The sequence below is a fragment of the Paraburkholderia adhaesiva genome, from assembly GCF_021390575.1.
In the GTDB taxonomy this organism is placed as follows: Bacteria; Pseudomonadota; Gammaproteobacteria; order Burkholderiales; family Burkholderiaceae; genus Paraburkholderia; species Paraburkholderia adhaesiva.
On the sequence record NZ_JAJEJQ010000001.1, the window covers coordinates 189333 to 212303 of the forward strand.

The window sequence follows — 22971 nt, forward strand, 5'->3', positions numbered from 1 at the left end:
GCGCGGCGAGTGCCGCTGGAAAGAGAAAAAGCGGGCGTTAGCCCGCAGGCGAAGCAAGTTCGCCGTGCACAGGCAGTCGCGCCGCGCTGTCGCTGCCGTCGATCACAACGAGGCCCGCCGCCTCCTGCTTGGCCTGGCGTTTGGCGCAGGCCGCGAGCGACGCGATCGCCTCACTGGTGTGCCGCCCGCTGCTGCCAGGCGCGATGTGCACGCAGCCGATCGCCATCGTCACGAAGCCAAAGAACACGCGATTGCCCTGGCGGTCCTCGCCTTCGATGCCGCCCGCGAGCCGGTCCGCAGGCGCGTAGAAGCGCTGTGCGCCCGCGTTGAACGTCTCGATCGCACATCGCGCGCGTTCGAGCCACGTCTCGCTCTGGAACAGGATCAGGAAGTCGTCGCCGCCCACGTGGCCGAGGAAATCGCGCGTCGGGTCGCATGCGTCGGCGAGCACGGTCGCGGCGAATTTCAGCACCTCGTCGCCCTGCCAGTACCCGTATTGATCGTTGAACGGCTTGAACTGGTTCAGATCGACGTAGCACGCGTAAAAGCCCGCATCGTTCGAGAGCAGCCGCTCGATGTGCGAACTGATCGGAATGTTGCCAGGCAGGAACGTGAGCGGATTCGCGTAGCGCGCGGCCTGAATGCGCACCTCGGTCACCGCGCGCACGAGGCTCTCGCCGGTGCCGAGGCCCGCGTAGCGGCCGTTGTCGGTGATGACGAAGCCATCGGCGAGATAGCGCTGGTCATCGCTCGCGAGCAGCGTCGCCATCTGCTCGACCGTCATCGACTGCTCGATCAGCACCGGCGACACGTTCGCGAACTGCATGCACGCCTTCTTGCCGAACAGTTCGCGGTGATAGGGCAGCGCATAGCGGTCCATGAACGCGCGGCGATTGATGAGCGCGACCGGCTTTTCGCCCTCGACCACCGCAAGCGCATGCAGCTCGGGCGCGCCGTTGAAGACCTGGAGGACGTCGTTGTTGGTGGCGTGACGCGGCAGCGTCGGTGCGTGAACCATCATCTTCGCCGCGGGCGAGCCGCTGCCCGCTTGCACCGTCGCGGCGCGGCGCGCGGCTTCGGGAAATACGGCGATGTGATCGGCGCGGATCGCTTCACGTGCGTCGTGCGCGAGCGCGAGCGTGGGACGCGTCTCGGGGCGGCCGAAGAAATAACCCTGCCCACTGCCGATGCCCATGTCGCGCACCACGATCAGATCGGCTTCGCATTCGATGCCCTCGGCGACGATCCGCGCGCCGCTCGCCTGCGCGAAGTGCTGCATCGCGCGCACGGCTTCGAACTTGAGCGAATCCTTCGCGATGCCGTCGATGAAGAAACGGTCGATCTTCACGATGTCGGGGTGGAGGCGCACCCACAGGTTCATGCTCGAGTTCGCGGTGCCGTAGTCGTCGAGCGCGAATTGCGCGCCGGCCGAGCGCAGGGCCTCGACGACGGGGATGAAGTCGTCGCTGTGGTCGATGGCGCTCTGCTCGGTGAGTTCGATCACGATGCGGCGGGCGTCGAGCGTGCCGTCGAAGAGCGCGAACATGTCGCGGCCGGACGCGGTGAGTTCGCGCAAGGCGTCGGCGCTGAAGTTCAGGAATAGCTTGCCCTTGCCGCCGAACTGCGAGAAGGCGTCGATGCAGACGCGCGCCGCAGCGTGTTCGAGCGCGGTCGTACAGCGTTCCTGGTGCGCGCGCGCGAAGAGCGCCGCGGGCGATTCGAGCGGCGATCCGGCGGGGCCGCGGATCAGGCCCTCGTAGCCGAGGATCGCACCGTCCGCGAAATCGACGATCGGCTGGAATACGGCGCGCAGATTACACCGTGCGATCAGATCTGCGGTGCGGGGCGGGATGGACGGTGAGGATGCGCAAGCAGACATAAGCGAGCCACTACAGGCAGTAACGACACGCTTAACGGCAACAACGCCCGACTATTAAGTGAATTTTTGGTGACACGTGCTCGCAATCGTTAGCGAGGCTAAGCAACGGGCGATATGCGGGGAATGGGTCTGGTGGCGAGGCGTTGCTTCGTGAAAGGCGGGGGTAAGAGGCGGGGGTAAGAGGCGGGGGTAAGAAGCAGGGGCAGGAAGCAGTGGTGAAAAGTAGAGCGGGCGACAGCCGAAGATCGCGCGCGCCCGCCCCGGACGGCGCAAATCTCCCACGCGATTTAACGCCGCACCGCAGCCGCCGTGCGCTTCGTGCCGCCTGCGCGCGATTCGTCGCCCGCGAGCGCGTCGCGCTCGCTGCTCATGTCGCGCGCGCCCCAGTGCTGCGCGAGCGCGGCGCAAACCATCAGCTGGATCTGGTGAAACAACATAAGCGGCAGCACGACCGCACCGACCGCGCTCGACGCGAAAATCACCTTCGCCATCGGCACCCCGGCCGCGAGACTCTTCTTTGAGCCGCAGAAAATGATCGTGATCTGGTCCGCTCGCGAGAAACCGAGCTTCTTGCTGGTGAATATCGTGATGCCGAGCGCGAGCGCGAGCATCAACGCACACACGACGATGATGCCGGCCAGCGCTGAAAGCGGAATGTGGTGCCAGAGCCCTTCGTTGACGGACTCGCTGAATGCGCCGAAGACGACGAGCAGGATCGACCCTTGGTCGACGAACTTGAGCACGCCGCGATAGCGCTCGATCCACCGGCCGATCACGGGGCGCAGCAGTTGCCCGGCGATGAACGGCACGAGCAGTTGCAGCACGATGTTCCAGATCGTGTGCCATGCGGAGCCGCCGCTCGCGGCCTGGTTCGTGATGAGAAGGCTCACGAGCGCGGGCGTGACGAAGATGCCGATCAGGCTCGACGCCGACGCGCTGCAGACCGCGGCGGGCACGTTGCCGCGCGCGATCGACGTGAAGGCAATCGACGACTGGACGGTCGAGGGCAGCGTGCAGAGGAACAGCACGCCCGCGTAGAGCGCGGGGGTGACAAGTGGCGAAAGTACCGGCTTGAGCGCGAGGCCGAGCAGAGGGAAGACGACGAAGGTGCTCGCCAGCACGACGAGGTGGAGGCGCCAGTGCGTCGCGCCCGCGATGATCGCTTCGCGCGAGAGCTTGGCGCCGTGCAGGAAGAACAGCAGGCCGACGGCGAAGTTGGTCAGCCAGTTGAAGGCCGTGGCGGCCTGGCCATGCACCGGGAAAAGGCTTGCGAGGATCACCACGCCGATGAGGGACAGGGTGAAGTTATCGGGAATGAATTTCGGACGGGCCATCGGGGCAATCTCAGGTGCGCATCGGCGCGGCGCGGGTTGCTATGCGACGTCAGGTCGTGCGCCGCATTCATCAAAAACGCAATTGTCCCCGCAAGCCTATTGAAAAAGCAAATTCATTTGAAGAATTGATTAATGATACTAACGCATGAGCCGGATGCGGCCATGCTCCAGCGGCATCGCGCGGCCGCACGCATTCGAGATACCTCGGCACCGGTGCGGCACTCGTCCGGCACCTGTTGTGCGGGCATCAATCGGACCGGCTCGAAGCGCCTTTCCCGATTACCCTCCGAAGCCCGAAAAACCGTGCAGTAACATGGCGTTACAACCCTACTCGCGGCATAACATCTTTTGGCTCGACACCCATCCGGGGCGCCCATAAATTACCGTCAAAGGGCGCTCGGGCCCGTCGCGGTGGCAATCATTGTGCGCCACGCGAGTGCCCGCGTCAGAACAGGCCCCGCCACGGCCCGAGTGGCGGACCTTCACGCGGAACGTCGGGCGGACGATCGACACAATGCACGCAGGTTTGTCACGAATGGGACGGTGGGTCTTCGGTGCCGGATTGATGGCGCTGGTCGCGTATGCCCACGCGCAGCCTGCGTATTCGTCGTCGCATTACGGCGGAGGAGGCGGCGGCTTTCAACGGGCACCGATGGCGAGCCCGCAGTCCGGCGGCGGAGGGCGCGGCGGCATGCCGTGGGCGGGCCGCGAGCGCGGCGCCTGGGGCGCGCACGAGCCGTCCCCCACGGGCCGTGAGGCGGGCGGCTATCGTGGCGGCTATGGCGGCGGTTCGGGCCGCTACGGCGCAGGCTCCGTGCGTGTCGCCGACCAGGGCGGCTTGCGTGAGCGCGGCGGCCGAAATGCCGGAAGCGTAAATGGTCAGCCCGTTCGCTCGATGGGCGGCGGCTATGGAATCTACCGCAACGGGCCGATCACACCGGTCAGCGAGCCGATGCGTCAGGTACCGCATCCACCGGCAGACTCGCCGGTGCGGGCGGGCTCGATCCGCGAAGACGTGGCGCGCTACAACGAGGAGCGCGGCTCGTTCCGGCCTTCCCCTCGTGGCGGCGGTGAAGTGCCCCGTCCGCCGATGCCGTCCCCCTATCGCAACTAGCACTCCCTGGCGCTTTGGGTATGGAGCTGGCTGCCATCGCCCGACATAAGCCCCTCTCAAAAGCGCCTGGCCGCGCGCCGGCCGCCGCATCAATAACCTCCCGTCGATTTCCTCCTTCTGGCGACGCGTCCCGTTGCGCGCGCATCGATCTCCTTCGCTATTGCACTGCGGATTCGCAAGTCCCCGGCGCGAATCGGCCCAATCTGACGCGCGGATACCACACTTTTTGAAAAATCGCTCGCCGTACACAACCCTTTCATCATCAAATCTCGGCTTCGATTTCGCAGTGCGTCAATAGCGGTCCGGGGCGCCCGGAAAAAACCCGCAAAAGCGGTTCAAATGCCCGAAAAGGTGCACGCTGCAACGCAGCGCAATGCGGCCGCCACGCGGCCGCTGTGGCTCACCCTGACGGCGATACCCTGCCCCACATAACGGTGGTAACCGCGGACATTTCTGGCCGCGCAGCCGGTCCGCGAAGGTGGCCGGGCCTCGCGCCCAAGGCCCAGGGCCTCAAAACGGCCACGCCTGCGAACGACGAAAAACAATTATTGGTTTGCGCGAGCGTCATCCGCCGCGAGCCCCGTTTTTATTTTGGAAAGGTCTGGAGAGTTCATGAAAACAACCGTTAGCCGCGCGCTGCGCACCACCCTGAAGGCGAGTGCACTCGCCGCCGTTCTTGCTGCTGCTTCGTCATCGGCGTTTGCGCAGTCGAGCGTCCAGCTCTACGGTCAGGTCGATGCGTGGGCCGGGGTTACGAAATTTCCGGGCGACAACGCAGCGGTGGGCGTCGGCGGCGGTGGCATGTCGACGTCTTACTGGGGCCTGAAGGGCTCCGAGGATCTCGGCGGCGGCTACAAGGCGATCTTCACCCTCGAAAGCTTCTTCCGTCCGCAGAACGGCCAGTTCGGCCGCTTCCAGGGCGACACGTTCTTCGCCCGCAACTCCTACGTCGGCCTCGAGACGCCGTACGGTACGCTCACGGCAGGCCGCCTGACCACGCAGCTGTTCGTCTCGTCGATCCTGTTCAACCCGTTCATCGACTCGTACACGTTCTCGCCGATGGTGTACCACGTGTACCTCGGCCTCTCGACGTTCCCCACCTACACGACCGACCAGGGCGTGGTGGGCGACTCGGGCTGGAACAATGCGGTTCAGTACTCGACGCCTGACTTCAACGGCCTCTCGGGTTCGGCGATGTACGCGTTCGGCAACCAGGCCGGCGAGAACGGCGCGAAGAAGTGGAGCGTGCAGGGCCTGTACTTCCATGGCCCGTTCGCCGCGACGGCTGTCTATCAGTACGTGAACTTCGACCAGAAGCCGGGCGACATCGGCACGGTCTCGGCCGATGGCGTGACGGCGCTCGGCCTGAAGAGCCAGGGTGTCGGCCAGATCGGCCTGTCGTATGACCTGAAGTTCGTGAAGTTCTTCGGCCAGTACATGTACACGTCGAACACGCAGCAAGTCGGCAGCTGGCACGTCAACACGCTGCAGGGCGGCGTGTCGGCGCCGGTCGGCCCGGGTACGGCGATGGCCTCGTACGCGTACTCGCGCGACACCGGCGGCTTGAACCAGACGCGCCAGACCGCGGCGGTCGGTTACGACTACCCGCTCTCGAAGCGCACCGACGTCTATGCCGCGTATATGTATGACCACTTCGACAACATGTCGTCAGGCATGACCTACGGCGCCGGTATCCGCGCGAAGTTCTAAGCTTCCGGGACCGCATCGACCAACCCCGCGCTGCTCCGCAGCGCGGGGTTTTTCGTTTCTGAAACCGGCGCGCGTTGGCGGCTCTGCACACCCGGAATTGATAAGGCGCGCACAATGGCGGCGATTGATTCCCCGTGTTTCACGATGCTCAACCTGCCATACCCGCTCAACCGTTAAGCAAGCGCCCGATGGATACCCTCGTCAGCATGAAAGTGTTTCGCCAGGTCGTCGAGTCGGGGAGCTTCGTCGGAGCGGCCGAGCGCATGAACCTGTCCGCGGCGATGGCGAGCAAGCACGTCGCGCATCTCGAACAGCAACTGGGTGCGCGCCTGCTCAACCGCACGACGCGCCGCGTCGCGCCCACCGAAGCAGGGCGCGAATACTACGAGCGTCTCGCGCAGGCGCTCACCGAACTCGACGAAGCCGGTCAGGCGGTCGGCGCCGCGAGCGTGGTGCCGCAGGGGCGGTTGCGCGTGTCGTCGTTGACCGCGTTCGGGCTGCGCCACGTGATGGGCGCGGTTGCCGACTACGCGGCCGGTTACCCGCAAGTCACCGTCGATATCACGCTCTCCGACCGCGTCGTCGAACTGATCGAAGAGGGCTTCGACGTGGCGATCCGCGCGGCGCCTTCCGGGCTCAAGTCGTCGTCGCTGATTGCGAGGCCGCTCGCTACCGCGCACATCGTGCTGTGCGCGTCGCCCGAGTATCTGCGCCGACGCGGCGTGCCGAAGACCGTCGCCGACCTTGCGCGTCACGACTTCGTTCATTACGCGGGAGCGTCGGCGCAGGAACTCGCGCCAGTCTCCGAAGCACTCGCGCGCCCGATGCCGCGCGGCAACCTGATCGTGAACCACCTCGAAGCGCTGCGCGTGGTCGTGCTGCAGGGCGGCGGGCTGTCGATGCTGGGCACTGAGGTGGTCGGCGACGACATCGCCGAAGGCCGCCTCGTGCCACTGCTCGTCAATGCGCTGCCGCTGCGCGAGTTGCCCATCTACGCCGTGTATGCGAGCAGGCGGCATTTGTCGGCGAAGGTGCGCTCGTTCGTCGATTTCCTGGCGGAACGTTTCGACGATCGCGGTCTATGGCCCGGTGTCGAAGCGATTCGCGCGATGGCGGCTTCGTAGACGGCGGGAGCGTCCGGATCGCGCGTTGCGGGCTTGCGTTGGCTGTCCGTGACGCTCTCTACGACCTTCAGCGCCCCACGCCGAGCCGCGAGCGCGTCTCGTCGTACTCGCGCCTGAGCCGCGCGACGAGTTCCGCAACAGTCGGAATGTCGTCCATCAGCCCCACGCCCTGGCCCGCGCCCCAGATGTCCTTCCACGCTTTCGCTTTGTCGCCGGCGAAGTTCATCTTCGTTTTGTCCGATTCGGGCAGCGCGTCCGGGTCGAGCCCGGCGTTCATGATGCTCTCCCGGATGTAGTTTCCGTGCACGCCGGTGAAGAGATTCGTGTAGATGATGTCGGCGGCTTTTGCCGAGAGGATCGCGCGTTTGTACGCTTCGACCGCGTGCGCCTCCTGCGTGGCGATGAAGCGCGTGCCCATGTAAGCGAGGTCCGCGCCCATTGCCTGCGCCGCGAGAATCGAGCCGCCGTTTGCGATTGCACCCGATAGCACGATCGGCCCGTCGAAGAGTCGCCGCACTTCGCCCACGAGTGCGAACGGCGACGTCGTGCCTGCGTGGCCGCCCGCACCCGCCGCGACGAGGATCAGCCCGTCGACGCCCGCTTCGAGCGCCTTGCCGGCATGGCGCAGGTTGATGACGTCGTGCAGCACGATGCCGCCGTAGCTGTGCACGGCGTCGATGATCTCGCGTGCCGGTGCGCGCAGGCTCGTGATGAAGATCGGCACCTTGTGCTCGATACAGACGCGCACGTCATGTTCGAGGCGCTCGTTCGACTGATGGACGATCTGGTTCACGGCGACCGGTCCGATCGTGGCGCCGGGGTTCGCGGCTTTGTACGCGGCGAGTTCGGTTTCTATCTGCGTGAGCCAGGCGTCGAGCTGTTCGGCGGGGCGCGCGTTGAGCGCGGGGAACGAGCCGACGATGCCAGCCTTGCATTGCGCGAGCACGAGTTCGGGATAGCTGACGATGAACATCGGCGAGCCGACGACGGGCAGCGAAAGATTTTGCAGGACGGCGGGTAGTGCCATGGCGAGCGTCTCCTTGTGCGCCTCGCGACCGGACGATATGCGCGGTGCGGACGGCTTCTTCAGCTTTCAGGACATGGACAACGGAACCGGCGACGGATCGGATCCGTTGGAGCAGATCGTACCGCCTCGATGTTCGATGTGTTCGAAGCGTTCAATGCCGTCGATGGGGTAACGCACGTGGCCGTTATCCGCATTTAAGAACGAACGTTCGATTATATGCACGTATCTGCCGCTGGATGGCCCGTTCGACTTTCGAGCAAGTGCTCGGTTTCTACGGTTGTGGACCCAAAATCGCGCGGGACGATTGCGCACGCCTCATACAATGTCGGGACACTAAAAAGCACATTGGAGATGCCATGCCGTTTCAGGGATTCACGCCCTTCACCGTTCGCACGGCGGACGGAATCGACATTCATGGCGTAAAGGGCGGCGAGGGCCCACCGCTTTTGCTGCTGCACGGCCACCCGCAGACGCACATGATCTGGCATCGCTGCGCCGACGAACTCGCGAGGCACTTCACCGTGATCGCGACGGACCTGCGTGGCTACGGTGCATCGTCGAAGCCGGCCGGCGATTCTTCGCACGTCACGTATTCGAAGCGCGAGATGGCCAACGATCAGGTAGCGGTGATGCGCCACTTCGGTCACGAGAGGTTTCTCGTCTGCGCTCACGATCGCGGCGCGCGTGTCGCGCATCGCATGGCGCTCGACCATGCCGATGCCGTCGAACGCCTGATGCTGCTCGACATCGCACCGACGCTCGCGATGTACGAGCAGGCCGACCGCAAGTTCGCCACGCTCTACTACCACTGGTTCTTTTTGATTCAACCTGAACCGCTGCCCGAGTCGCTGATCGGCGCGAACACCGATCTCTACGTCGAGCGCGCGATGGGCAATCGTCACGCCGGGCTTGCGCCGTTTGCGCCCGAGGCGCTCGACGCCTATCGCGCGGCGCTGCGCCAGCCCGGTGCCGTACATGCGATGTGCGAGGACTACCGCGCGTCGGCGACGATCGACCTCGAACACGACCGTGCCGATATCGAACGCGGCAACAAGGTGGCGTGTCCGCTGCGCGTCCTTTGGGGTGCGGAAGGCGTGATCGAACAGTGTTTCGATGCGCTCGGCGAATGGCGCAAGGTCGCGCGTGACGTGAGCGGTCGCTCGCTCGCGTGCGGCCACTACATCCCCGAGGAAGCGAGCGGCGAACTCGTGGCCGAGATGCTCGCGTTCTTCGAGTCAACCGATCGCTGACAGGGCGTCGTCACTTCGGTCGGTCGACGGGTGCGAGGTGCTGGGGTGATTGTTGCGACAGCAACGCACCTTCAGGCCCCGTGTGCGGGCTGTCCGACGCAAGTCTCGCGGCAGCGATCCGTTCCAGTGCAGGAATGCATGGCGGTGATGGAATACCGCCGGCCTGGCGCATGCAAATCGCCAGGGACCTGCTGCAGCGGAATCGTTGCACGGTCCCGAAATCGCAGAATTGGGCGGCTATCGCTCAGTCAGCGCGTTCAGTGTGGCATTCGGTCACCACGTCGGACTTCCGGCAGCCGCGCTATGCGCGCGAGCGTTGATGTCCAGACCCTTTTGTAACCGAGTACCGACCGGCTTATGCGTCTTTCCGACGGTATGGTTAGTGACTCTCAGCCCGAACAAGTCGTTGCGGGCGCATCTCAATTTAACGATTGCCTGACAAAGTCTTTCTTGATTCTGACGGCCGTCTCGATATACTTGAAGCCAGTGAAAGGTTGTTGAAAGACATTATCCGGTTGCAACAAGCCTCGACTGAGACACCGCGAAAGCGGCTGACATCGGGCAGACGACGCAGCAACGAGTCGTTGCGCAAGCAACATGGTTCCACCGGCAGCCTGAATTAAATATCGTTAGGTTTGCTAACTTAAATATTTTGGGATCTACCATGAAAAAGCATCTTCTCGTCCTCGCCCTCGCCGCCGTTCCTGCGTTTGCTTTTGCGGCCCCGAACACGATCAACTTCCAGGGCGAAGTCACCGATCAGACCTGCCAGGTTACTGTCAACGGCAACCCGGGCAACCCGACCGTCCTGCTGCCGACCGTGCCAGCCACGGCCCTGAGCGCCGCAAACAGCACCGCTGGTCAGACGACGTTCACGGTAGCGGTCAGCGACTGCATGGCGCCAGTGAGCACCACGCAGGCGATCAACACCGTCTTCGTCGGCAACCTCGTGACGACTGCCGGCAACCTCGGCAACACCGGCACGGCAACGAACGTGGCGCTGCAGCTGCTTGACCCCGCCCTGCCGGCTGCTCCGTTCGATCTGAGCGCCGCCGGTGGTGTCTACGCTCCGGGCCTCCAGCTGCAAGTTGGTGATACGGCCGCTGCGCACGACTTTGCTGTCCAGTACATCTCGGAGACAGGCGCCGCGACGGCGGGCTCGGTGCTCGGCAGCGTGCAGTACTCGGTCAACTACGAGTAACCCATGAAAATCATGGGGTAGCCTGCAGAGGTCGCCCCATGAAATGCCGGACTTCGACGTCATCTGACTATCACAATTAATTAGCATTACTAATATTTGCAACAGGGATCTACCATGAAAAAGCATCTTCTCGTCCTCGCCCTCGCCGCCGTTCCTGCGTTCGCCTTTGCGGCCCCGAACACGATCAACTTCCAGGGCGAAGTCACCGATCAGACCTGCCAGGTCTCCGTCAACGGCAACCCGGGCAACCCGACCGTCCTGCTGCCGACCGTGCCAGCCACGGCCCTGAGCGCCGCAAACAGCACCGCCGGTCAGACCACGTTCACGGTAGCGGTCAGCGACTGCATGGCGCCGGTGAGCACCACGCAGGCGATCAACACCGTTTTCGTCGGCAACCAGGTGACGACGGCGGGCAACCTCGGCAACACCGGCACGGCAACGAACGTCGCGCTGCAGCTGCTTGACCCCGCCCAGCCGGGTACTCCGTTCGACCTCACGGCGGCAGGTGGTGTCTACGCCCCGGGCCTCGTGCTGCAGGATGGTGCGACGAGCGCTGCGCACGACTTCGCCGTCCAGTACATCTCGGAGGCGGGCACCGCGACGGCGGGCTCGGTGCTTGGCAGCGTGCAGTACTCGGTGAGCTACGAGTAACTCGCTGACGATCAGGGGTTTGCCCGAAAAGGCAGCCCCTGACGTTCCACGCTTTCGCAATTAATCCTGTGGCTTTTGCCACTGCAACGGACATTAATCCGATGCCATTAGTCACGTGATTTTCCGTTGCTCGAATGAGAGCGCGGTTTGCTAGCTTATTCGAGCGCGGTCATGAAAAAGCAACTCCTTGCTCTCGCCCTCGCTGCTGCGCCTTTTGTCGTCTTTGCGAGCGGCGCACACGCACGCGACTTCCAGAGCGGCGTCGCCGATCAGACCTGCCGGATCAGCGTCGACGGCGATGCGGCCCGCCTGTCGGTGCTACTGCCACCGGTTTCGGCGACCGAGCTGACAACTGCGGGCGACACCGCTGGCCACACAGCCTTTGCGTTGACAATTAGCGACTGCATCGTGGCGCTCGCGATCCCGCAGGCGATCAGCACCGCCTTCGTGGGCGATGTCGTGACCGCCGGCGGCAACCTCGGCGGCTCCGGCAGCGCGACGAACGTCTCCCTGCAACTGCTCGACCCGGCCTCTTCCGCTGATCCGGTCGATTTCACCGCGAGCGGCGGGATTCACGTCACGAACCCCACGCTGCAGGACGGCTCGACGTCCGCTTCGCACGACCTCGCGGTTCAATACATCACAGAAGAGGGCAGTGCATCCGCCGGTTCGGTGCTTAACAGCGTGCAATACCGGATGACCTACGAATAACTCGCGGCGTTGATGGACGGCCTGCGGGAGGCAGGTCGAATAACTCTGAGATACTGTCTCCGCACACCCGGGAGGACTCAGAATGTCCACTCAACGGCTTCGGTTGTCTCTTTTCCGCGCGATGGTGGTCGTTGTGTTGCTTTCGCTCGCGGACTTGTCCGGTGCGGCGGTCAGCATGATCGGCACGCGCGTGATCTACGACGCCAGGTCCCAAGGGCAAACCCTGTCATTCAACAATCCCGACAGCGCCCCGAGCGTCATGCAGGTATGGGTCGACTCGGGTAACGAGAAATCCACGCCTGAGACAGCGGATGGACCGTTCGTCGTCACACCACCGATATTTCGCATCGATCCGGGCGCCGGGCAGACGGTTCGCCTGCTCTTTACGGGCAAGGAACTGCCACAGGACCGCGAATCGGTGTTCTATCTGAACACCCTGCAGATTCCGTCGCTGAACCCGGCCACCGCCGAACAGAATCAGATGCTGGTGATGGTGCGTAACCGGCTCAAGATTTTCTATCGTCCACCGGGCATCGAAGGCAGTCCGGCCAGAGCCGTCGACAGACTGACCTTCCGCGTGAACGGACAAGACAAGGATCGACGGGTCGACGCCAATAATGCGTCGGGATACTACGTATCTGTCGCGAACGGCAGTCTGACCTGCGGTTCGCATACCGCGCCGCTCAGGGCCGTGATGTTTGCTCCTCGCTCCGAGACGGCACTGAGCCTGGAGGGTGACTGCCCGCTGGACGCAACGCCGATTCGCGTGAAGATTCGATACATCGATGACCACGGCGCCGTTCGCGACGCGGAGTTTCCGGTAGCAGCACACGGCACGCAATGACATGCGCGGCGTGCGAACCGATCTCGGGCCGGCTCATGTACATGGAAGATCCTGTTGGTCGCTTCTTCTGTCTGCCGCCGCAGCGGCGTCGGGCTTCGTCGTACCCGCGAGCAGGGTTGTCGCCGCACCGGTAGTCAGCGATGTGCCGCCGTCGGACACGGCGCCGGCGAGCGCCGTGCCTGGCGAAAGCGGTAGTTCCGCTGGTGCGCATCGCGAGAACGGTACGGCGGGTAATGCACCTGTTGAGAAGGCTTCTGCTAAGAACGCTCCTGCGGAAAGCGCTCCCGCTGGAAATGCGCCTGCTGGAAATGCGCCCGCTGGAAATGCGCCTGCTGGAAATGCGCCTGCTGGAAATGCGCCTGCTGGAAATGCTCCCGCTGGAAATGCGCCTGCTGGAAATGCGCCCGCTGGAAATACACCCGCTGGAAATGCGCCCGCTGGAAACGCCCCCGCCGAAAATGCCCCCGCCGCAAACGCCCCAGCCAGCAAAACCGCCACCAGCACCGCGCCCGTCGAGTACCACTTCGACAGCAAACTTCTGCTCGGTTCATCGCTCGGTGTAGCCAACATCGAGCGCTTCAACAAGCTCAGCGCGATCGAACCTGGGAATTACCAGGTCGACATCTTCGTCAACAGCCTTTTCTTCTCGCGTCGTACGATCGATTTTCGCTCCGTGGAAGGCGGACCCGTCAATCCGTGCCTGAGCGACGAGATGCTGACCTCGATCGGTGTGCTGTTGCCGGAGAGAGGTTTTGACGACGACGTCTCCGACGAGGTATTGCCTGAGACCGATTCGTTCACGGAAAAGCATGCCTCGGAAGAACCCGAGTGGAAACCCGCAGCGTTGTCCGCCCAATGCGTTCCGCTCACAGAGCGCGTGCCGGGCGCGAGCGCCAAGTTCGATATATCGCGCCTGCGTCTTGACATCAGCGTTCCGCAGGCGCTGATGAAGCGTGTGCCCCGCGGCTACGTCGACCCGGAAAGCCTCGACCCGGGCAACTTGATGGGGTACCTCAACTACGACTCCAGCTTTTACACGGCGTCGTCCTCGGGAAACCGGACGGATTCGTTCTACACCGGCATGAATGCCGGCGTGAATATCGGGCTGTGGCGTATTCGCGATCAATCGGCATTCACGTATCTCAACAGTTTCGGAGGTAGTACCTCACGCCGGAACAACATCCGCACGTACGCCGAACGGCCGCTGATTTCGTGGCGCAGCCGGCTCCTGATCGGCGAGGACTTCACTGGCGGCAACCTGTTCAGTTCGGTCGGCTATACGGGTGTTCACCTCGAAAGCGACGACCGCATGCTGCCGGACTCGCTGCGCGGATACGCGCCCGTGATCAATGGCATCGCGAACACCAACGCGCGGGTCGTGGTCACGCAAGGCGGCAACACGATCTACCAGACCACGGTCGCGCCCGGCCCATTCTCGATCACCGACCTCAACCCGACCGCATTCCAGGGAGACCTGACGGTCACGGTGTTCGAGGCCAACGGACAGGTCACCACCTTCACGGTGCCATTTTCCGCCGTGCCGAGCTCGCTTCGTCCCGGCATGTCGCGATACAGCTTCACAGCCGGCGAAGTTCGGCAGATCCAGAACCTGCATACGCCGTTCGCAGAAGCAACCTACGAACGCGGCCTCACCAACTCGCTCACCGCGAACGGCGGCGTTCGTGTGTCGTCCGATTATCAGTCGGTGCTCGGCGGCATCGTGCTCGGCACGAAGTTCGGCGCATTCGGGCTCAACGCCGCATGGTCGAACACGACCGAAGTCGGGGGGAACCGCGTGAACGGCTGGAAGGCGGCACTCCTCTACAGCCACACCATCACACAGACTGCGACGACGTTCTCGCTCGCGAGTTACCGGTATTCGACGAGCGGATATCGCGATTTCACCGATGCGCTGAATGAACGCGCATTTGCCGAGCACGGTGAGTCCTTCACCTCAGCGACGTTCCAGCAACGCGATCAATTCGTCGTCAACCTGAACCAGAATTTCGGGCGGTATGGCAGCGTGTCGATGTCCGCGTCGATCAGCGACTATTACGGCAACCGGTCGCGCGATACGCAGTTTCAGTTCAGCTATACGAACCACTACAAGCAGATCAGCTTCAACCTGTCGTTCGTGCGCCAGCAGACCGGAACCCTGTTCGGCCAGAACGTGCCACCCGGTCAGGAGGCGACGCTGACGCCCGAGCAGACACGCCTGACCAACGCCGTGATGTTCATGGTGTCGATCCCGCTCGGCTCCGGGCCGCGTTCCGCGTCTGTCTCGGCCGGCGTGACGAACAGCACCGATCAGGGCACGTCATTCCAGGCGTCACTGAGCGGCATCGCCGACAAGGCCCAGACGCTCAGTTACGGCCTGTCTGCTACCGGCGAACCGAACAACGGCGCGAAGAGCTTCAGCGGCAACGTGCAGAAGAGCTTCCCGGTCATCACAGTAGGCGCAAACTACTCGGACGGCTCGGGCTTCTCACAGGCGGGCGCGAATGCGCGCGGCGCGGTGGTCGCGCACGAGGGCGGCATCACGTTCGGCCGGTTCCTCGGCGATACGTTTGCAGTCGTGGAGGCGAAGGGCGCGGAAGGCGCGACGCTACGCAATACACAGGGTGTATCGATTAATAGCGCCGGCTACGCGATCGTTCCGTCACTCACGCCGTATCGCTACAACGACGTCGCGATCGATACGAAGGGCATCAATCCGAACGCGGAGCTGTCGGGTGGACAAGTCCGGGTCGCACCGTACGCTGGTTCGGCCGTACTGTTGAGGTTTGCGACACTGACCGGCCGCGCACTGCTGATCACCGCGAGCGCGCCTGGCGGGGAACCGCTGCCGCTCGGCGCGGATGTGCTGGACGATACGGGCGCTGTGATCGGCGTTGTGGGTCAGGGCAGCCTGGCTTACGCGCGGGTGCCCGCCGATCAAGGCACGCTGACGCTCAAGTGGGGCGAGCGCGACGAAGATCGGTGCATGATCGACTACGATCTGAAAGGCACGGATCCGAAGGCGCCGATCACGCGCCTCGAAGCGCAATGCAAGCCGCTCACTGTTGCGGCACCGACGGCGGCGGCACCGGCAACGGCGCCATCCGCGGCACCAGCGCCGGCAACGGCACCAGCGCGAACAGAGTAAGGGCATGCGCGATCTCCCGCACACGCATCCGCTCGATCCGGCAACACCGGCGGCGACGAGGAGGATCGGTCCATGAACAGTTGGCTTGTGAACCTGTTGCTCGCCAGTGGCCGTCGCGGTCGCTGCGCACTGCCTGCCACGCTGATGCTTGTCGCCGCCGTGCTGATGCCGATTGGAGCGTCGGCTCAGTCGACTTACACCGGATGCTGGACGATCACAGGGGCGACGACCGACACGAATTCCTATCTGCACACAGACGCGGGTGCTGTGGTGGGTAGTTGGATCGGTGCGACCGACACCGCAGGGCAAGGCGCGTTTCCGATGACCGTGAACGTCAACGTCCCCGCGTTCGTGCCGGACGGCACGTTGCTCGGCAGCGGCATATCGCCGATGTATAACCTCGGCGCAAATGGCGTGGGAGGCTACAGTCCAGAGCAGATTCTGTTCCGGTGCTCGCCCAATGCCGACGGGACCATCTACGAGTATTACGCGACGAATGGGGACTCGGCTTATGCCGGTGCAACGGACGTAAGCGCGCAGTCCGGCATTCCAGGCACCTACCTGTCGTATTACACCGGCATCGTCACGCGCGTAACCAACATGACCACAGGGGAATATCTGACCCGCTACTGGAACGCGCGACCGCTCACGGGTCTGGATCACGACAGCCAGGGGTGGATTCTCGTGAAAGCCAAGAATTTCAGCCAGTTCCAGCTGGAACTCTTTCAGTGCACCGCCTGCGCGGCCGGCGGCACGAGCGGCACCGGAAGCTGGGCACAATCGCAACCGCAAGGCTACGTGATTTTCGTCGGCGGAGCGACTGGCAGTACCAACGTCATCCAGGGCAACATATCCGTCGGCGCCGACTCGGCCAACCACTACGACGGCTGGTATGCCGACTGGCCCGGCGCCATCAACGCGTACCTGACGGTGAACGTGAGAAGAGACGCCACCTGCGCGGTCACGAACGCGACGCCCGTCGTGCTATTCCCGACGATCACCGCGGTGGAACTGAACCAGGGCGGATCGCGCCAGGCGCCGGTCACGATCCAGATACAGTGCCAAAGCACGGCCCCTACCGGCATGAGCGCGTTCGCAAGTGGCACGGCGGCAAACCAGACGGCGCTCGGCATACTCGCGTCGCCCGCCAATGCGCAAAGCGCTACGAATGCCGGTCTCACGACGAGCGGCACCGCCGTGACCTATCTGCTGTCCGATAACTACGGCACGCCGGGCATCGCAACCGGTGTCGGCGTAGCGTTGACGAGACCCAACGGTACGGCGCTCAATTTTCTGACCAACCAGTTCGTGACCACCGGTGGCGCTGCGTACGGCTGGGACGCTGTGCTGAACGACGCCACCGCGGATGGCCCGACAAGCGGCGGATACACTTCGTACACCAGAACGATCTACGCGACGTTCAAGGCGTTCGCGCCCGGCACGACGCCGGTCACACCCGGAAGCTACGATGCGACCGCGACGGTGATCGTTCGCGTGCAGTAATGGCGATGATCCGATGAGGAGCCTATGAACGACGAAACTTCCGCGCCCACGCTCGGCAGACATCGACGCTTCGGTGCGTTCGGTTTCGCATTAATCGCTGGCCTCGCCGCCGTCATGATGGCGTGGCGGACGCAGGCCGTTGCTGGCGTTGCGCCTGAGGTGTCGCGTGTCGTGTTTTCCGAGGGTGCCCACGAACAATCGCTGCATGTATTCAACGTCAACAAGTATCCGGTACTCGTTCAGACGTGGATAGACGACGGCAATATTCTCGCGTTACCGCAGGATTCGAAGGCCCCGATTGTCGCGCTGCCGCCGATCTTTCGCATGGACCCCGGCGACCAGATGAGCGTGCGGCTCATCAATTCGGGCGCGAAACTTCCTGAGGATCGCGAGTCGCTGTTCTGGCTCAATCTGTATGAAATTCCGGCGACGCAGAAGATTGCCGCGCCTGACAGCGAAAAAGTCACGGTCACGATGCGTACACAGATCAAGGTTTTCGTGAGGCCTGAAAAGCTCCCGTTTCCGGAGACGGATTTGCCGAAGCACCTGACGTTCGCGCTTGTCCATCGGCCCAACAAGGTCACACTCGAAATCGGCAATCCCACGCCGTATTACGCGACGATCGGCGCCCTTCAAATCACGATCGAAGGGGCGCCGCGACCGGAAACGGTCGACATGATCGCGCCGTTTTCGCATGCCGACGTCGATCTCGGCGGGCTTGTCGGTACACCGGGCGAGCATGCGAAGGTGCTTTTCACACTGCTCAACGACGAAGGCAATCCGATGCTCGGAGAGCGTGAGCTTGCCGTCAGGAATGCGGGAAAGTCGCCACCGCAGTGAGATCGCGCTGGGCCGCGCGGTCCAACTCACGCATGACCATTGAATCCGTGATCTGAATCGATTCCGAAGACTCGGCGTTGATTGGAAGTCGTCTCGGTGGACATGACCGAAGACTACTCAGTTGTTCTGATCATGAGCGTTCATTCGACAAGCAGGCTCACCCACATCCGCCGCTATAAGCTCGCGCAGTTCGATCGCGTGATGCGCAAGGGCGTCGCTGCAGATGGACACAATCTCTATCCTGGCGATGCCGTACCCATGGTTTGCGAAGCTGAAAGTGGGTTGGCTGAGTTTGACGAAAGCTCAAACGGGAAAACAATCAGTGCTTTGCCTCATGATTCAACGCTTGCAATTCCATAACGATCGAAATCCAGTGTTGGCGATCTGTAGGGAAATTACCGATGCGTCGAACAAGCAGCCGCGAGTATGATGGCCCGATAGTTTGATCACGTCAGAGCAAGACACTAACGCTCGTCCCGCAACGGATGGGCGTTTTTTTTCGCTCACGCAGCCGACGCAGGCGCGTCGATACGATCACCGCCCAGCGTCAGCGCACCGCTCTTCGCGAGTTCGCCGGTCAATTCCCGCAGAAGCGCGGGCCATGCCGCCCGCGGCGCGAGTTGCGACGCCGCAGCGCGCATGGCCGAAGCGTCATCGAGCATCGCCTCCAGCATGGCGAACGTCATCGAGCGCACTTCGAGCAGCTTGAACACGATCAGCACCTTGAGCGCGTTGCGCGGATTGCGCATGGGATCGGCGCGCAGCCACGCGAGACGCGAGAATGCCTTTTCGAGTGCCGCCTCGACATTCGCGAACGGCGCGCCGTGGCCCGGAATTACGGTGGCGACATCGAGCTTCGAGATCGCTTCGAGCACGGCTTGTTGTTCGGCAAAGCCGCTTTCGCCGTCGAGTTCGGGAAAGATCACGCCGAAGCCGTTTTCCCAGAGCGCGTCGGCGCTGATCAACAGACGCGGCTCGGCTGCGTAGAGCATGATCGAATCGGGATCGTGACCCGGTGCGCCGATCACTTGCCACTCGAATCCGCCGAGCGTGATGCGCTCGCCCGGCGCGAGCGTGCCGGTGACGCAAAAGCGCTCGCAGGTCTGCCCGGTCGCGAGAAACGACAAACGCGCTTCGTCCCATTCGCGCGCCGCGTCCGCGCCGCCTGCTGGAATCAGCGTTTCGCAGGACCAGGCCTTTTGTAGTTGTGCGTTGCCGCCGCAATGATCGGAATGCAGGTGCGTGTTGACGACGAGATCGAGCGCGCGCTCGCCCAATGCGCGTCGCACGAGCGCGACCGTCTGCGCGGCGTGCGTGGCGTAGCCGGTATCGACGAGCCCCGCGCGCGCGTCGTCGACGAGCAGCACGTTGTTCGACGAGAGCCAGCCGCGCTCGAACACGCGGATCGACGGCGGGAGTGAAACAGTGGCGCTCATGGCTTTGGCATCACGAGAATCGTTGCAGAACCGGTGACGACCGTTTCGCCATCCTGATTAACGGCCGTGCCCGCGAGCTTAACGAGATCGCCGTTCAGGCTTGGCTTCCACCATGCGTCTTCCACGCGCCACTCGAAGGTGAGCACGTCGCGCGCGTAGGTGGCGCGCTTGAGTTTGATCTCGAACTCGAGGCCAAGCGGTTGCGCAAACGTCGAGTAATGCGTCGCAAGTAGCGCCATGAAATGCGCGGAGGGCTGCGTGCCCGATGCGATCAGTCCGCCAAAGCGGCTCTCTTCTGCGTAAGCGTCGTCGTGATGAAGCGGGTTCAGGTCGTTCACGAGCATGGCGAACGACTTCACCGAATCGGGCGAGAGTGCGAGCGTCGAACGGATAGTCTCGCCGATTTTGACAACCCGTGGCGGCGCGTTCATTGCGTGCCTCCGCGGTTTGCGTCCGTCGAGTCGAAGCGCTGCGCCATCCACTGCGCGTGGCGCGCGTCGATGGCGTTCCAGACCGCGCGCTTTGCGTCGTCGTCGAGCGTGGACCATGCCGCGATCTCGTCGATTGTGCGCAGGCAGCCTTCGCACAGGCCGCTCGCTTCGTTCATGCGGCAGATGTTGATGCACGGCGAAACGGGCGTCCCAACAGCGGAAATCGCCGTCATGCTCAGGCGTCGCGCTGTGCGACGTCGACCACGGGCGCGCCGGTCAGCGCGGCCAGTTCGTGCGGCGACAGGTTGAACACGGCATGCGGGTGTCCCGCCGCGGCCCACAGGCTGTCGAGTTCGAAGAGGTCTGCGTCGATGAGCGTGACGGGGGGCGTGGCATGGCCGATCGGGCACACGCCGCCAATCGCGTAGCCGGTCTTCTCGCGCACGAACTTTGCGTCGGCACGGCCGATGTCGCCCACGTGAGCCGCGACTTTCTTTTCATCAACGCGATTAGCGCCGCTCGCGATCACGAGCACAGGGGCATCGTCTTTGCGGCGGCGAAAGAGGATCGACTTGGCAATTTGCGCGATTTCACAGCCGAGTCCCGCTGCGGCTTCGGCGGAGGTCTTGCCGGTTTCGGGCAGCATCACGACACGTTTCGCGTGGCCGCGTTCGCGCAGCAACAGGGCGACGCGCCGCGCCGATTCGGGCAGTGCATCGAGATCGTCTTGAGAGGGGGAAAGGGTTTCCGTCATGTGGCTGTTTCATTCGTACTGCAATTCAATATTCGATGTGTCACGCACACGCCGGTTCGCTGCGCTGTTTCGCGAGCAGTGCCTTGCCGGCGCGCGAGACGTTGGCGCGGCCGATGGCGCTCGAAATGAAGTCGCCCGCCGCGACGACCTGGTTCAGGTCGATGCCGGTATGAATGCCGAGGCCGCTCATCAGATAGAGCACGTCTTCAGTTGCGACGTTGCCGGTCGCGCCCTTCGCATACGGGCAGCCGCCGAGCCCTGCGACGGACGCGTGAAAGATCTCGATGCCTTCCTGCAGCGCCGCGTAGATGTTCGCGAGCGCCTGGCCGTAGGTGTCGTGGAAGTGCCCCGAGAGACGCTCGCGCGGAAACACCTTCGTCACGGCCTCGAATACTTCACGTGTGCGTTCGGCTGTGCCGACGCCGATCGTATCGGCGATATCGATTTCGTCGCAGCCGAGCGCGGCGAAGCGCTCGACAACGTCGACTACGGATGCAACCGGCACGTCGCCTTGATACGGGCAGCCGAGCGAGCACGAGACGCTGCCGCGAATGCGAATGCCGTGATCCTTCGCAGCTTGCGCGACCGGCACGAAGCGCTCGATGCTCTCCGCAATCGAGCAATTGATGTTCTTCTGCGAGAACGCTTCGCTTGCGGCGCCGAAGATCACGATCTCATCCGCGCGCGCGGCTAGCGCGCCTTCGAACCCGCGCAGATTCGGCGTGAGCACCGAATAGACCGCACCGGAACGCCGTTCGATGCCGGCCATGACTTCGGCGCCGTCGGCCATCTGCGGAACCCATTTCGGCGAGACGAACGAAGCCGATTCGATGTTCGGGAAGCCGGCCGCCGAGAGGCGATTGATCAACTCGATCTTGGTCGCGGTCGGAACGAAATCCTTTTCGTTCTGCAGACCGTCACGCGGCCCGACTTCGACGATCTTTACTGCTTTGGGTAGTGTCATGGGTGTCTCCAGCCTTTATTGCCTTTGTCACGGATTATGTGCGCCGCCACGAATTGCCGGTGCAGTCGATCCGCGTGCACGACGCGAACCTCGAAACTTCAATACCCGCGTCCGAGATGCACGATGCCGCTCACGGTCTCGCCGCGAGCGAGCGCTTCAATCTTGTCTGCGACCTGAGAAATGGCTTCGTCACGCAACGTCAGCGCCGAACTGTGCGGCGTGATCGTGATGCGCGGTTCGCGCCAGAACGGATGATCGGCCGGGAGCGGTTCCTTGCGGAACACATCGAGTGTCGCTGCGGCGAGCGTGCCGTAGGCGAGCGCATCGAGCAGATCATGCTCGACCAGATGCGAGCCGCGCGCCACGTTCACGAGATACGCGCCGCGTTCGAGCTTCTCGAATACCCGCGTGTCGAGGATGTCCTCGGTATCGGGCGTGGCGGGCAGCAGGTTCACGAGCAGCTTCACGCCGTCGAGGAACGCGTCGAACTGCGGGCCATGCAACGCGCCCGAATAAGTCTCGATGCCGTCGAGCGTCTTCGCGCTGCGCGAGAAGCCGCGCACGGGCACGCCAAGCGAGGCGACCGCGCGCGCGACCTGCGAGCCCAGCACGCCGAGTCCGAGCACGCCCACCGTGAACGCTTCACGCGGATGCGGCGCGAGCACATGCCATTCGTGCCGCGCCTGCGCCGCCGCGTATTCGTCGAATCGGCGCAGATAGCGCAGCACCGCGTGCTGCACGTATTCGCTCATCTGCTGCGCCATTCCGGAGTCTTCGAGGCGCACTAGCAGCACGTCGCTCGGCAACGTTCCCGGCTTTTCGTGTTCGAGACCGAGAATGGCATCGACACCCGCGCCGAGGTTGAATATCGCGCGCAAGCCGGGCCGCGCGGCCAGCAGTTCGCGCGGCGGATGCCAGACGACGGCGTAATCGGCGGGGGCGGTGTCGCCCGGTTGCCATTCGCGCAGTTCAGCGCCGGGCAGCGCGCGAGCGAGACCGTTGAGCCATGCGGACGCATCGGCCTGCGGCAGCCAGAACAGGATTTTCATTGTG

22 protein-coding genes are annotated in these 22971 nt (G+C 63.6%); 12 read left to right on the top strand and 10 right to left on the bottom strand.

Features of this window, described 5'->3' with window-relative positions:
* Nucleotides 1-37: 37 nt before the first annotated feature.
* Complete coding sequence (locus tag L0U80_RS00900) at nt 38-1879, bottom strand: EAL domain-containing protein (protein ID WP_233861898.1); 1842 nt, start codon at nt 1877-1879, stop codon at nt 38-40.
* Nucleotides 1880-2166: 287 nt separating this feature from the next.
* Complete coding sequence (locus L0U80_RS00905) at nt 2167-3213, bottom strand: bile acid:sodium symporter family protein (RefSeq protein WP_233861900.1); 1047 nt, start codon at nt 3211-3213, stop codon at nt 2167-2169.
* A 535-nt stretch (nt 3214-3748) separates the two neighbouring features.
* On the opposite strand from L0U80_RS00905, the gene L0U80_RS00910 reads away from it, so the two are divergent.
* The 3 genes from L0U80_RS00910 to L0U80_RS00920 all read left to right on the top strand — a co-directional run bounded on the left by L0U80_RS00910 (nt 3749) and on the right by L0U80_RS00920 (nt 7161).
* Complete coding sequence (locus L0U80_RS00910; protein WP_233861902.1) at nt 3749-4327, top strand: hypothetical protein; 579 nt, start codon at nt 3749-3751, stop codon at nt 4325-4327.
* 612 nt (nt 4328-4939) lie between these two features.
* On the top strand, nt 4940-6037 hold the full coding sequence (locus L0U80_RS00915) for a porin (RefSeq protein ID WP_233861903.1): 1098 nt from the start codon (nt 4940-4942) through the stop codon (nt 6035-6037).
* 188 nt (nt 6038-6225) lie between these two features.
* Nucleotides 6226-7161: a LysR family transcriptional regulator gene (locus tag L0U80_RS00920; protein ID WP_233861905.1), complete on the top strand. Its 936-nt coding sequence runs from the start codon at nt 6226-6228 to the stop codon at nt 7159-7161.
* A 67-nt stretch (nt 7162-7228) separates the two neighbouring features.
* Here L0U80_RS00920 and L0U80_RS00925 read toward each other — a convergent pair whose 3' ends face one another.
* Entirely contained in the window at nt 7229-8188 is a 960-nt protein-coding gene (locus L0U80_RS00925; protein ID WP_233861907.1) for an NAD(P)H-dependent flavin oxidoreductase, read from the bottom strand.
* 356 nt (nt 8189-8544) lie between these two features.
* On the opposite strand from L0U80_RS00925, the gene L0U80_RS00930 reads away from it, so the two are divergent.
* From L0U80_RS00930 to L0U80_RS00950, 5 genes are all read left to right on the top strand, one after another.
* A complete protein-coding gene (locus tag L0U80_RS00930; RefSeq protein ID WP_233861909.1) occupies nt 8545-9438 on the top strand; it encodes an alpha/beta fold hydrolase in 894 nt (297 codons plus the stop codon).
* Between the two features lie 664 nt (nt 9439-10102).
* Nucleotides 10103-10639, top strand: coding sequence for a fimbrial protein (locus tag L0U80_RS00935; RefSeq protein ID WP_233861911.1), 537 nt, complete (start codon nt 10103-10105; stop codon nt 10637-10639).
* A 114-nt stretch (nt 10640-10753) separates the two neighbouring features.
* Nucleotides 10754-11290 (top strand): fimbrial protein, encoded by a 537-nt coding sequence (locus tag L0U80_RS00940; RefSeq protein ID WP_233861913.1) that lies wholly within the window; start codon nt 10754-10756, stop codon nt 11288-11290.
* 171 nt (nt 11291-11461) lie between these two features.
* Nucleotides 11462-12001 carry a fimbrial protein gene (locus tag L0U80_RS00945; RefSeq protein ID WP_233861915.1) on the top strand — a complete coding sequence of 180 codons (540 nt, stop codon included), beginning with the start codon at nt 11462-11464 and terminating at the stop codon, nt 11999-12001.
* Between the two features lie 82 nt (nt 12002-12083).
* Nucleotides 12084-12845: a fimbrial biogenesis chaperone gene (locus L0U80_RS00950; RefSeq protein WP_233861917.1), complete on the top strand. Its 762-nt coding sequence runs from the start codon at nt 12084-12086 to the stop codon at nt 12843-12845.
* Nucleotides 12846-13102: 257 nt separating this feature from the next.
* Here the strand turns inward: L0U80_RS00950 and L0U80_RS31765 are convergent, their stop codons facing one another.
* Complete coding sequence (locus L0U80_RS31765; protein WP_373322173.1) at nt 13103-13396, bottom strand: pentapeptide repeat-containing protein; 294 nt, start codon at nt 13394-13396, stop codon at nt 13103-13105.
* A 17-nt stretch (nt 13397-13413) separates the two neighbouring features.
* Between L0U80_RS31765 and L0U80_RS00960 the strand changes: the two genes are divergently transcribed.
* From L0U80_RS00960 to L0U80_RS00975, 4 genes are all read left to right on the top strand, one after another.
* Complete coding sequence (locus L0U80_RS00960) at nt 13414-15990, top strand: fimbria/pilus outer membrane usher protein (RefSeq protein WP_233865559.1); 2577 nt, start codon at nt 13414-13416, stop codon at nt 15988-15990.
* Nucleotides 15991-16062: 72 nt separating this feature from the next.
* The gene (locus tag L0U80_RS00965) at nt 16063-17493 is read left to right on the top strand and encodes a fimbrial protein (protein ID WP_233861919.1); all 1431 of its coding nucleotides are present in this window, start codon (nt 16063-16065) and stop codon (nt 17491-17493) included.
* Nucleotides 17494-17517: 24 nt separating this feature from the next.
* On the top strand, nt 17518-18333 hold the full coding sequence (locus tag L0U80_RS00970; protein ID WP_233861921.1) for a fimbrial biogenesis chaperone: 816 nt from the start codon (nt 17518-17520) through the stop codon (nt 18331-18333).
* A 96-nt stretch (nt 18334-18429) separates the two neighbouring features.
* Nucleotides 18430-18693, top strand: a complete 264-nt coding sequence (locus L0U80_RS00975; RefSeq protein ID WP_233861923.1) for a hypothetical protein — start codon at nt 18430-18432, stop codon at nt 18691-18693.
* Between the two features lie 143 nt (nt 18694-18836).
* Here the strand turns inward: L0U80_RS00975 and L0U80_RS00980 are convergent, their stop codons facing one another.
* The 6 genes from L0U80_RS00980 to L0U80_RS01005 all read right to left on the bottom strand — a co-directional run bounded on the left by L0U80_RS00980 (nt 18837) and on the right by L0U80_RS01005 (nt 22967).
* On the bottom strand, nt 18837-19769 hold the full coding sequence (locus L0U80_RS00980) for an MBL fold metallo-hydrolase (RefSeq protein WP_233861924.1): 933 nt from the start codon (nt 19767-19769) through the stop codon (nt 18837-18839).
* A complete protein-coding gene (locus tag L0U80_RS00985) occupies nt 19766-20200 on the bottom strand; it encodes a MaoC family dehydratase (RefSeq protein ID WP_233861926.1) in 435 nt (144 codons plus the stop codon). The genes L0U80_RS00980 and L0U80_RS00985 overlap by 4 nt, the downstream gene beginning before the upstream one ends.
* The gene (locus L0U80_RS00990; RefSeq protein WP_233861928.1) at nt 20197-20433 is read right to left on the bottom strand and encodes a DUF1289 domain-containing protein; all 237 of its coding nucleotides are present in this window, start codon (nt 20431-20433) and stop codon (nt 20197-20199) included. The genes L0U80_RS00985 and L0U80_RS00990 overlap by 4 nt, the downstream gene beginning before the upstream one ends.
* A 2-nt stretch (nt 20434-20435) precedes the next feature.
* Nucleotides 20436-20954 carry a YbaK/EbsC family protein gene (locus tag L0U80_RS00995; protein WP_233861930.1) on the bottom strand — a complete coding sequence of 173 codons (519 nt, stop codon included), beginning with the start codon at nt 20952-20954 and terminating at the stop codon, nt 20436-20438.
* A gap of 40 nt (nt 20955-20994) precedes the next feature.
* Entirely contained in the window at nt 20995-21918 is a 924-nt protein-coding gene (locus L0U80_RS01000; protein ID WP_233861932.1) for a hydroxymethylglutaryl-CoA lyase, read from the bottom strand.
* Nucleotides 21919-22016: 98 nt separating this feature from the next.
* Nucleotides 22017-22967 carry a 2-hydroxyacid dehydrogenase gene (locus tag L0U80_RS01005; protein WP_233861934.1) on the bottom strand — a complete coding sequence of 317 codons (951 nt, stop codon included), beginning with the start codon at nt 22965-22967 and terminating at the stop codon, nt 22017-22019.
* Between the last annotated feature and the right edge of the window lie 4 nt (nt 22968-22971).

What these genes read in the sequence shown, in the direction of transcription:
- L0U80_RS00900 (WP_233861898.1), bottom strand. Translation starts at nt 1,879, where the DNA reads ATGTCTGCTTGCGCATCCTCACCGTCCATCCCGCCCCGCACCGCAGAT.
- L0U80_RS00905 (WP_233861900.1), bottom strand. Translation starts at nt 3,213, where the DNA reads ATGGCCCGTCCGAAATTCATTCCCGATAACTTCACCCTGTCCCTCATC.
- L0U80_RS00910 (WP_233861902.1), top strand. Translation starts at nt 3,749, where the DNA reads ATGGGACGGTGGGTCTTCGGTGCCGGATTGATGGCGCTGGTCGCGTAT.
- L0U80_RS00915 (WP_233861903.1), top strand. Translation starts at nt 4,940, where the DNA reads ATGAAAACAACCGTTAGCCGCGCGCTGCGCACCACCCTGAAGGCGAGT.
- L0U80_RS00920 (WP_233861905.1), top strand. Translation starts at nt 6,226, where the DNA reads ATGGATACCCTCGTCAGCATGAAAGTGTTTCGCCAGGTCGTCGAGTCG.
- L0U80_RS00925 (WP_233861907.1), bottom strand. Translation starts at nt 8,188, where the DNA reads ATGGCACTACCCGCCGTCCTGCAAAATCTTTCGCTGCCCGTCGTCGGC.
- L0U80_RS00930 (WP_233861909.1), top strand. Translation starts at nt 8,545, where the DNA reads ATGCCGTTTCAGGGATTCACGCCCTTCACCGTTCGCACGGCGGACGGA.
- L0U80_RS00935 (WP_233861911.1), top strand. Translation starts at nt 10,103, where the DNA reads ATGAAAAAGCATCTTCTCGTCCTCGCCCTCGCCGCCGTTCCTGCGTTT.
- L0U80_RS00940 (WP_233861913.1), top strand. Translation starts at nt 10,754, where the DNA reads ATGAAAAAGCATCTTCTCGTCCTCGCCCTCGCCGCCGTTCCTGCGTTC.
- L0U80_RS00945 (WP_233861915.1), top strand. Translation starts at nt 11,462, where the DNA reads ATGAAAAAGCAACTCCTTGCTCTCGCCCTCGCTGCTGCGCCTTTTGTC.
- L0U80_RS00950 (WP_233861917.1), top strand. Translation starts at nt 12,084, where the DNA reads ATGTCCACTCAACGGCTTCGGTTGTCTCTTTTCCGCGCGATGGTGGTC.
- L0U80_RS31765 (WP_373322173.1), bottom strand. Translation starts at nt 13,396, where the DNA reads ATGAACCGAGCAGAAGTTTGCTGTCGAAGTGGTACTCGACGGGCGCGG.
- L0U80_RS00965 (WP_233861919.1), top strand. Translation starts at nt 16,063, where the DNA reads ATGAACAGTTGGCTTGTGAACCTGTTGCTCGCCAGTGGCCGTCGCGGT.
- L0U80_RS00970 (WP_233861921.1), top strand. Translation starts at nt 17,518, where the DNA reads ATGAACGACGAAACTTCCGCGCCCACGCTCGGCAGACATCGACGCTTC.
- L0U80_RS00980 (WP_233861924.1), bottom strand. Translation starts at nt 19,769, where the DNA reads ATGAGCGCCACTGTTTCACTCCCGCCGTCGATCCGCGTGTTCGAGCGC.
- L0U80_RS00985 (WP_233861926.1), bottom strand. Translation starts at nt 20,200, where the DNA reads ATGAACGCGCCGCCACGGGTTGTCAAAATCGGCGAGACTATCCGTTCG.
- L0U80_RS00990 (WP_233861928.1), bottom strand. Translation starts at nt 20,433, where the DNA reads ATGACGGCGATTTCCGCTGTTGGGACGCCCGTTTCGCCGTGCATCAAC.
- L0U80_RS00995 (WP_233861930.1), bottom strand. Translation starts at nt 20,954, where the DNA reads ATGACGGAAACCCTTTCCCCCTCTCAAGACGATCTCGATGCACTGCCC.
- L0U80_RS01000 (WP_233861932.1), bottom strand. Translation starts at nt 21,918, where the DNA reads ATGACACTACCCAAAGCAGTAAAGATCGTCGAAGTCGGGCCGCGTGAC.
- L0U80_RS01005 (WP_233861934.1), bottom strand. Translation starts at nt 22,967, where the DNA reads ATGAAAATCCTGTTCTGGCTGCCGCAGGCCGATGCGTCCGCATGGCTC.